Source organism: Azospirillum sp. UFLA03-27, from assembly GCF_059803775.1.
This window is the reverse complement of record NZ_JAUQTX010000273.1, coordinates 1-8,526: the sequence shown is the minus strand read 5'-3', so window position 1 is coordinate 8,526 and position 8,526 is coordinate 1. Positions and strand designations below refer to the sequence as shown.

Annotated in this window: 4 protein-coding genes, 2 tRNA genes and 1 pseudogene; 1 reads left to right on the top strand and 6 read right to left on the bottom strand. The window is 67.4% G+C overall.

The annotated features are described in order from the left end of the window. Window positions 1-269 precede the first annotated feature (269 nt). From Q4I23_RS27620 to Q4I23_RS27610, 3 genes are all read right to left on the bottom strand, one after another. Complete coding sequence (locus tag Q4I23_RS27620) at window positions 270-3,638, bottom strand: DEAD/DEAH box helicase (RefSeq protein WP_498528332.1); 3,369 nt, start codon at window positions 3,636-3,638, stop codon at window positions 270-272. 186 nt (window positions 3,639-3,824) lie between these two features. Continuing rightward, window positions 3,825-4,478 (bottom strand): phosphatase PAP2 family protein, encoded by a 654-nt coding sequence (locus Q4I23_RS27615; RefSeq protein ID WP_237903237.1) that lies wholly within the window; start codon window positions 4,476-4,478, stop codon window positions 3,825-3,827. 23 nt (window positions 4,479-4,501) lie between these two features. Continuing rightward, on the bottom strand, window positions 4,502-5,008 hold the full coding sequence (locus Q4I23_RS27610) for a hypothetical protein (protein ID WP_201044682.1): 507 nt from the start codon (window positions 5,006-5,008) through the stop codon (window positions 4,502-4,504). 212 nt (window positions 5,009-5,220) lie between these two features. Between Q4I23_RS27610 and Q4I23_RS27605 the strand changes: the two genes are divergently transcribed. Beyond that, window positions 5,221-5,297 (top strand) — tRNA-Arg (locus tag Q4I23_RS27605). A 257-nt stretch (window positions 5,298-5,554) separates the two neighbouring features. Here the strand turns inward: Q4I23_RS27605 and Q4I23_RS27600 are convergent. The 3 genes and pseudogenes from Q4I23_RS27600 to Q4I23_RS27590 all read right to left on the bottom strand — a co-directional run. Continuing rightward, window positions 5,555-5,630: transfer RNA gene (locus Q4I23_RS27600), tRNA-Ile, on the bottom strand. A 146-nt stretch (window positions 5,631-5,776) separates the two neighbouring features. After that, entirely contained in the window at window positions 5,777-7,738 is a 1,962-nt protein-coding gene (rpoD, locus tag Q4I23_RS27595; protein WP_237903236.1) for an RNA polymerase sigma factor RpoD, read from the bottom strand. 185 nt (window positions 7,739-7,923) lie between these two features. Next, a pseudogene (locus Q4I23_RS27590) lies at window positions 7,924-8,526 on the bottom strand (DNA primase); the annotation flags it as partial.

Genomic DNA, 8,526 nt, shown 5'->3' with positions numbered 1-8,526 from the left:
GGCGGCGGCGGTGGCGGTTGGTGCAGCCGGGTGCGCGCCGCCTTCAGGGCGGCCACGCGGTCCGGATCGTCACGCCAACGGCGGGCGTCCGCGGCGGCATCGCGCCACGCGCCGATGAGCCGTTCCGGATCGGGTGCGGTGTCCCGCTTCGTCGATGCCATGGCCCTCCCCGTTGCAAGGGAAACGAACGCAATGCTTTCGTCGTCAAGGATCTATGCCATGGTGCCGCAAAGGCCAGACCGGGAAGGGCGGTAATCCCGAGGGTGCGGTCAGTCCGCCGCCCTACCCAGCAGATAGTCGATGTCCCCGCCTTCAAGTGCACTGATGAGACCGCTGCCCTCGATGGTTGCGTCGGACAGGTTTCCTTTGCGCCGTTGCAGGTCGAGGATGCGCTCCTCCACCGTGTCGGCGGCGATCAGCTTGTAGACGAAGACCGGCTTGTCCTGCCCGATTCGGTAGGCGCGGTCGGTCGCCTGATCCTCCGCCGCCGGGTTCCACCAGGGATCGTAGTGGATCACCGTGTCCGCCGCCGTCAGGTTCAAGCCGCGCCCGCCCGCCTTCAGGCTGATGAGGAAGACCGGCACCTCGCGGTTCTGGAAGCGGTTTACCGGCTCCGCGCGGTCCAGCGTGCGCCCGGTCAGCTCGACATAGCCGATCTTCGCCTCCTCCAACCGCAGCTTGATAAGGTCGAGCATGGAGGTGAACTGCGAGAAGATCAGGATACGCCGGCCTTCCGGCACCATCTCCAGCACCATGTCGGTCAGGGCGTCGAGCTTCGCGGTCTCCTTCACCTTGCCGGCGGCGGGGATCTTGACCAGACGCGGGTCGCAGCAAACCTGCCGCAACTTCAGGAGCGCGTCGATGATGGTGATGGCGTTGCGCGACACGCCGCTGACCGCCAGCGCCGCCCGCACCGTCTCGTTCACCGACAGGCGGATGGTCTCGTAGAGGTCGCGCTGCGCCGGCTCCAAGTCGATGCGCACCACCACCTCGGTCTTCGGCGGCAGCTCCTTGGCCACGGCCTCCTTGGTGCGGCGCAGCAGGAAGGGGCGGATGCGGCGCATCAGCTGTTTGGCGCGGGTGCCGTCGGCGCGCTTCTCGATAGGCGTGCGGTAGCGGCGCCCGAACTCCTTGCGGTCGCCGAGCAGGCCGGGCATCAGGAAGGCGAACTGGCTCCACAACTCGCCGAGATTGTTCTCCACCGGCGTGCCGGACAGGCAGAGTCGATTGCGGGCGTTCAGCGCGCAGACGGCACGGGTCGCCTTGCTGTCCGGGTTCTTGATGGCCTGCGCCTCGTCGAGGATCAGCATGTGCCAGTCCCGGCGCTTCAGCACCTCGACGTCGCGGCCGACCACGCCGTAGGTGGTCACCACGATGTGGGCGCGGTCGAGGTCGCCCAGCTTCTCGTGCCGGTCCAGCCCGTGCAGCACGACCACCCGCAGGTGCGGCGTGAAGCGCTGCGCCTCGGCCACCCAGTTGGGGACGAGGCTGGTCGGAACGACGACGAGGCAGGGGTCGGTCAGCCGGCCCTCCTTCTCCTCCATGGCAATGTGGGCCAGCGTCTGGGCCGTCTTGCCCAAGCCCATGTCGTCGGCCAGGATGCCGGCCACCCGGTTGGCCCGCAACCCCTGCATCCAAGCGAGGCCGACGCGCTGGTAGTCGCGCAGCGTGCCCTGGAAGCCCGGCGGCGGGTCCATCTCCGCCGGCATCTCCTGCTCCTGGATGGTGCGCAGGTAGCGGTCGATCTGGCCGGTGTCCTCGGTGCGCCGGGCGATCAGGTCGTCGATGTCCAGCAGGCCGTCGGCCTCGGTCAGCGGCACCTTCAGCGTGTCGTCGAGCCGCCGCCCGCTGTCGAGCATCGATTCCAGGACGCTCATCAACCGCTCGACCCGCTCCGCCGGCAGGGCCAGCACGTTGCCGTCGTCCAGCACCAGATGGGCGCGCCCGTCGATGACGCGGGTCGCCTCCATGCCGCCGCGCTCGATCAGCGTCGCCAGGATGGGCAGCAGGGCGCGGCGCTCGCCGTCGATCTCCACGCCGACGTCGAGGTCGAACCAGCCGTCGCCGGAATCGCGCACGGCGACCGCGACATCCTCGTTCGCCTCGACGACGCGGGTGCCGAAGTCGGCGCCGATCTCGACGGTCCAGCCGTCCTTGCGCAGGGCCGGCACCTCGGTCTTCAGAAAGGCCGACCAGCGCTCATCGGCGTCCTTGCCGGTCAGCCAGTGCACGCGGGTGCCGCGGGCGTTCAACTGGCCCTTGGGCGGCTCGATGCGCGCCTGGGCGAAGCCGAAGGCGGCCAGCCGGTCCAGCGCCCCCTGCTCCAGCGCCTTGTCGCGGCGGACGAAGACCGCCCCGGCGGGCTCCTCGACGCGGGCGAACTGGCGCTGGTCGTCGGGCTCGATCTCCGACGGCGAATCGTCCTCGCCGTAGTCGAAGGCCAGCCGCAGCACGTCCACCAGACCGCCGTCCGGCGACACCACTCGGCCCAGCCGGGCGACGACGCGCGGGTCGCGCTCGACGATGGTGGCGGCGGGGTCGGAGCCCATGCGCACGCCGCCGGGCATGCCCGCGGCAAAAGCGGAGGCCGCCGGGAAGTCCGGACGCTCGGGCGCCGATCGCACCGGCGCGGGCCGGGCGGAGGCCTTTAGGAGTGCCGCCTTCGTGGGCGCCGCCTTGGCGGCGGGCGGGGGAACCGCGGCCTTGGGCTTCGGCACCTCGACGACCTGCAACTCGACGGGGCAGACGGTGCCGGCCTTCGGATCGACGCACCAATAGCCCAGCCCCTTGATCAGCGCGGCGCCGGGCGGCAGGCCGGTCGGGCGCAGCTTGCGCGTCGCCGGGTCGCGGAAGGCGCGGATGGTCATCCCTGCCCCCTCCGCCAGCACTGTGCCGCCGCGCCAGCGCAGCCGCCCGCAGCCGAGCAGCCGGCGCAGGATGCGGTCCACCACGTCGCCGCGGCTCTTGGCGACCGGCGTGCGCACCACCCCGCCGCCGCCGAGCATCCGGGCAATGGCGCGGTCCACGTCGCCGTCCAGGCTGCGCGGCGCGCGGGCCAGCACGTCGCGCGGGCTGGCCGGGGTGGAGACGTCGTCGCCCTCCCCCGCCCCCTCCACCGCGATGACGGCGGAGACGAACATGGCCGCGTCGTCCTTGCCCGGCTCCAGAGTCCAGCGGACACTGAGCACCGGATCGGGTGGTGGTGGCGGCACCGGTTCCGGAAGCGGCACCGGTGCAGGGGCCTGATCGGGAAGCGCCTGGAGCGCCGGGGGCTCCGCCGCCGGGGGCGCGTCGAACAGGGACATCTGCCGCCCTTCCGGGCGGGCATCCAGCGTCATCAGCGCCGCCGCGGCCATATGGGCGCAGGCGTTGCGCCCGCAGGTGCAGCTCTTGTCGAAGACCACCCGGCTGCGCCCGCGCACCGGAACGACGGTCACCGACAGCGTCCGGCCGAGGTCGGTGACCGTGGCGGCGATCCGCGCTTCCGCCTCCAGGAGCGTCACCGCCCCGGTCAGGATGAGCGTGCGCCCGCGCTGCAGCGTCTTCGCATCGAAGACGCGCGCCAGATCCTCCTGCGAAAAGGAGACCGTCGCGCTGGCGGTGGTGGCGGCGCGAGGAAGGGAACCGAACAGCGACATGGGCCGGAAGGGATACCGAAAAGGCAGAACGGGTCAGGAACGGGGGCGTCGGTATAAGCCCACACCATGCCCCGTCGCAAGCCCGCTCTCAACCCTCAACCGATGCCGCAAGGCAAACATTCCGGTTGCCAAGTCCAGGGAAGACCAACCCTGAACGAACGTCGCATCCGACAAGGAAAACATCCGTTACAGCCGTTCGAGGAAACTGTTCAGCGGCGGCATCGGGCCGCAGACCGGGGATTCCTCACGGAGCAGATAGGCGAAATGCTTCAGCATCGGCTCCGCGTTGGTGCGGTCGCCGAGCGCGTAGGTGGCGACGCCGAACAGAACGACCAGGGCGAGGACCAGCGGGCTGAGGTTCAGGCGCGACGGGGTCATCCGGTTGAAGCTCTGCGCGAAGGCCGCCACTGCCAGCCCGCCGAGGACGAGGCCGACCACCACCTCCGTCACGGAATGATAGCGCAGCAGGATTCGCGATGCCGCGACGCCCCCCACCAACCCGAGGGCGCCGAGGACAACCACGCCACGCCGCCAGCCGTCCAGCGAGCGCGCCGCCATCACCCCGACCGCCCCATAGACGGCGGCGGCGAGGGCGGCGTGGCCGCTGGGGCTGGTCAGCCGGTCGTCGAACAGGCGGATGCCGCAGGCGTGCCCCAGGATCTTCAGAAGCGCCACCGAGCCCATCAGCATGGCCAGCACGGCCAGCCAGCGCGCCGCCGAGACCGCCGAATGGCGGCGCCACAGCATCACGATCAGGATGCCTGCCACCGGCAGCACGAAGGATGTGCTGCCGAGAAGCGAGATCGCCTTGTTGACGTGCCAGAGGTTCAGATGTCCCACGGTCCTCGCCGCTCCCTTTCCATTCAGCGCATGCGAACGAGCATCCCGTCCCGGTAGTTCCAGGCCGCCGTGCTCTTTCCGTCCGAAGCCGGCAGCGAAACGGTCAGTGTCCGGTCGGCCTGCTCCACCTTCGGCGCGTCGCTGCAGGTCCCGAACGGCAGCGAGACGGAGGCCTTGGTTCCGCCGAGGTCGAGCACGCGGAAGCGCGCGGCGCATTTGCCGTCCACGCTTTCCTGAAGCAGCACCAGCCAGCGCCCTTCCATGTTGTAGGCGTTCACGAAGGACAGGGTGCGCCCCTCGCGGTCCTCGTAGACGACGCGGTCGTTGACGGTCACCTGGATGACCTTCGGGCCGAGTTCGACCATCTGGACGACCTCGTTGCCGATGGCCGCGGACACCAGCACCGCGGCGCCGGACCGGTCGTCCGCCGCCTGTGCCGTCGCGATTGCCGCCGCCCCGATCGTTGCCGTCACGGAAAGCGCCGTCAGCAACCCCACCGGCCCCATAACGGCGCGGCTCAGAAACGTCATGCCCATAGCTGTTCTCAAATGCCCTTCTGGCTGGTCGCTCTCCACGCCAAGGTAAGCCCAACCGCCGCCATTCTGTAGTCCGTCAAAGGGCTGACATCCCCTTGCCGGAAAAATTTCACGAGCCGGACGATTTTGGTTGCCTTCCGGTCACGGCCCGATTAAAAACCGCGCCACCGCAGACGACGGCCTCGCCGACGCCGCGGCAGAGAGAAGCGCCCGTAGCTCAGCTGGATAGAGCACCAGACTACGAATCTGGGGGTCAGGAGTTCGAATCTCTTCGGGCGCGCCACTCTCCTCTTCTCATGAAAATTCCCATGACGCTTCGTTGAACGTGGTTGGATCAGGCGATCCGACGGCGTTTTAGTCGTTTTCGGCAAGTGGCGCTGGGACAATGGTGACGCGATCTTGCACCGCCTGCAGCAGAAGGCGGCATCCTGCCAATCAACAACGATGCTGCGATGGGCGGTAGGGAAATGAGCGGCCGACCGGCTGCTTTCCCAGCAACGTGCTTTTCCCCTTACAGGGACAGCCACCCCCTTGAAGGATTGGTGGGCCCGGCCGGATTCGAACCGACGACAACACCGTTATGAGCGGCGCGTTCTAACCGCTGAACTACAGGCCCCCACCGAGGGATGCCGAATGTGCCCAGAACCGGAAGCTTATGCAACCCCGTTCGACAGAGGCCAAAGCCCAAAATGAAAACAGGGGACCCGAAGGTCCCCCGCTTTTCATACGATCGCAGTCTGTATCGAGCCTGCCCCGGAAACCTCAGGTGTCCAGGAAGCTGCGCAGCTTGCGCGACCGCGACGGGTGCTTCAGCTTGCGCAGGGCCTTCGCCTCGATCTGGCGAATGCGCTCGCGCGTCACGTTGAACTGCTGGCCGACCTCTTCCAGCGTGTGGTCGGTGTTCATGCCGATGCCGAAGCGCATGCGCAGCACACGCTCCTCGCGCGGCGTCAGCGAGGCCAACACGCGGGTCGTCGTCTCGCGCAGGTTCGCCTGGATGGCGGCGTCGAGCGGCAGGACCGCGTTCTTGTCCTCGATGAAGTCGCCGAGATGCGAATCCTCCTCGTCGCCGATCGGCGTTTCGAGGGAGATCGGCTCCTTGGCGATCTTCAGGACCTTGCGGACCTTCTCCAGTGGCATCATCAGGCGTTCCGCCAGCTCCTCCGGGGTCGGCTCGCGGCCGATCTCGTGCAGCATCTGGCGGCTGGTGCGGACCAGCTTGTTGATCGTCTCGATCATGTGGACCGGGATGCGGATGGTCCGCGCCTGGTCGGCGATCGAGCGGGTTATCGCCTGACGGATCCACCACGTCGCGTAGGTCGAGAACTTGTAGCCGCGCCGGTACTCGAACTTGTCCACCGCCTTCATCAGGCCGATGTTGCCCTCCTGGATCAGGTCCAGGAACTGCAGGCCGCGGTTCGTGTACTTCTTCGCGATGGAAATCACGAGGCGCAGGTTGGCCTCGACCATCTCTTTCTTCGCGCGGCTCGCTTCCTTCTCGCCCTTCTGGACGGTGGAGACGATGCGCCGGAACTCGCTGATCGGCAGCTTGGCCTCATCCGAGATGCTCGACACGCCGTCGCGCGTCTTGCGGATGTCGGCCTCGTACTTGTCGTAGAACTTGCCCCAGGTCTTGGGGTTCAGGCCGCGGATGCGCTCCAGCCAGTTCGGGTCGAGTTCGTGCCCGAAATAGTGGTTGAGGAAGTCCTCGCGCTTCACGCGGCAGTCGGTCGCCATGCGCAGCAGCTTGCCTTCGAAGCCAGTCAGCTTGCGGTTCAAGGCGTAGAGCTGCTCAACAAGCTGCTCGATGCGCTGGTTGTTCAGGCGCACCGTGTTCATCAGCTCGACCATCTCGGTCTTGAGCTTGTCGTACTTCTTGTCCGACTGCTTGGCCACGTCCTCGCCGCGCTGGATGGCCGCGATGCGGCCCTCATGCAGCTTGTGCAGCTTGTCGTAGGTGGTCTTGATCTTCTCGAAGGTCTCGATGACCTGCGGCTTCAGCGCGGCTTCCATGGCCGACAGGGACAGGCTGTTGTCGCCGTCCTCGTCGCCTTCCTCCTCGCTTTCGCCCTCGGGGCGCGGCGGACGCTCCTCCTCGGTCTCCTGCGGGGCGGCTTCCACCGGCTCGGCCAGACCTTCGGGGATTTCCTCACCGTCCGGGCCGCCGCCATAGGTGGCGTCCAGGTCGATGATGTCGCGCAGCAGCATCTTCCCTTCCATGAGGGCGTCGTGCCACTCGAGGATGGCGCGGATGGTCAGCGGCGATTCGCAAATCGCCCCGATCATCATCTCACGCCCGGCCTCGATGCGCTTGGCGATGGCGATTTCGCCCTCGCGGGACAGCAGTTCGACCGATCCCATCTCGCGCAGATACATGCGCACGGGATCGTCGGTGCGGCCGATGTCGTCGTCGTCCAGATTGCCGGCGGACCGGCCTTCGCCCTCGCCGTCGGCGTTGGCGTTGCCCTCCGCGTCCTGCTCTTCCGATTCGACGATGTTGATGCCCATCTCGGAGAGCATGGCCATCGTGTCTTCGATCTGTTCGGAAGACGACGTATCCTGCGGCAGGGCAGCGTTCAGCTCGTCATAGGTGACGTAGCCACGCTCCTTGCCGCGGGCGATCATCTTCTTGACGGCAAGACCCATGCCGTCCATGAGCGGGCCGTCGCCGGCCTCGTCCCGGGCTTCGGAAACTTCAACGCTGTTCGCAGCTTTCGTGGCCATGCGATCGATGCCCCCGCATTACCCCATTATAAAAACCCATAGCACGCATCGCAGCGGCCCCCCGCTGTCGATCCGCACCTGCTTAAACCGGTTGTGAACCGTTCCGGACCTTGTCCGGCCAGACCCTTCCAGGTCTCATTCTCTCCGGCCCTTCCCTTCCGCACCACGCCCGGCGGCGCCGGCCGCTAGGCATCGTCGAGATCCTCGTCATCCGTCATACCCATTCCGGACCTGATGACCTCCTGTTGAAGGGCCACGACCCGCGCGAAGTTTGCCTCGCTGTTGTCACGGGCCAAAGCCGCCTCCGCTTCTCTCAAATCGGCCATCACCTGCCTGTGATGCAGGTGATGCCATGTCGGCCACCACCCCCGTTTCGCGTCCAAGGAGGACGCATCCGGGCGTGCAAAGCCGGCATGGACATAGGTCGACTCGCTGAGCAGAGAGCGGACAATGGTATCATAGCCGGCGGAAGACAAGTGGCGACAAAGCGATGCGGCGTCAAGTCCCGAGTCGTTTTCCCGCCGTTCGGCAAGCAATCCGATGACCGCTTGGCGCAATTCCTCCAGTTCCCGGTCGGGAAACGGCAGCATGCCCAGCGATTCGCCCAACTCATCAAACAACTCGGGATGATTGATGATCACGGCGAGCAGAACGCGCTCCCGCGCGGCGGCCAGATTGCCGGGGTTGCGACGGCGGTGACCGGGCGGCGGTGCGGTGCGCAGACCCGGCAGGCCCGGCGTGTGCCGGCGCGTCTGCTGGCCGAAGCGTCCGCCCCCCTGCCCCCCGCC

What these genes read in the sequence shown, in the direction of transcription:
- Q4I23_RS27620 (WP_498528332.1), bottom strand. Translation starts at nt 3,638, where the DNA reads ATGTCGCTGTTCGGTTCCCTTCCTCGCGCCGCCACCACCGCCAGCGCG.
- Q4I23_RS27610 (WP_201044682.1), bottom strand. Translation starts at nt 5,008, where the DNA reads ATGACGTTTCTGAGCCGCGCCGTTATGGGGCCGGTGGGGTTGCTGACG.
- rpoD (WP_237903236.1), bottom strand. Translation starts at nt 7,738, where the DNA reads ATGGCCACGAAAGCTGCGAACAGCGTTGAAGTTTCCGAAGCCCGGGAC.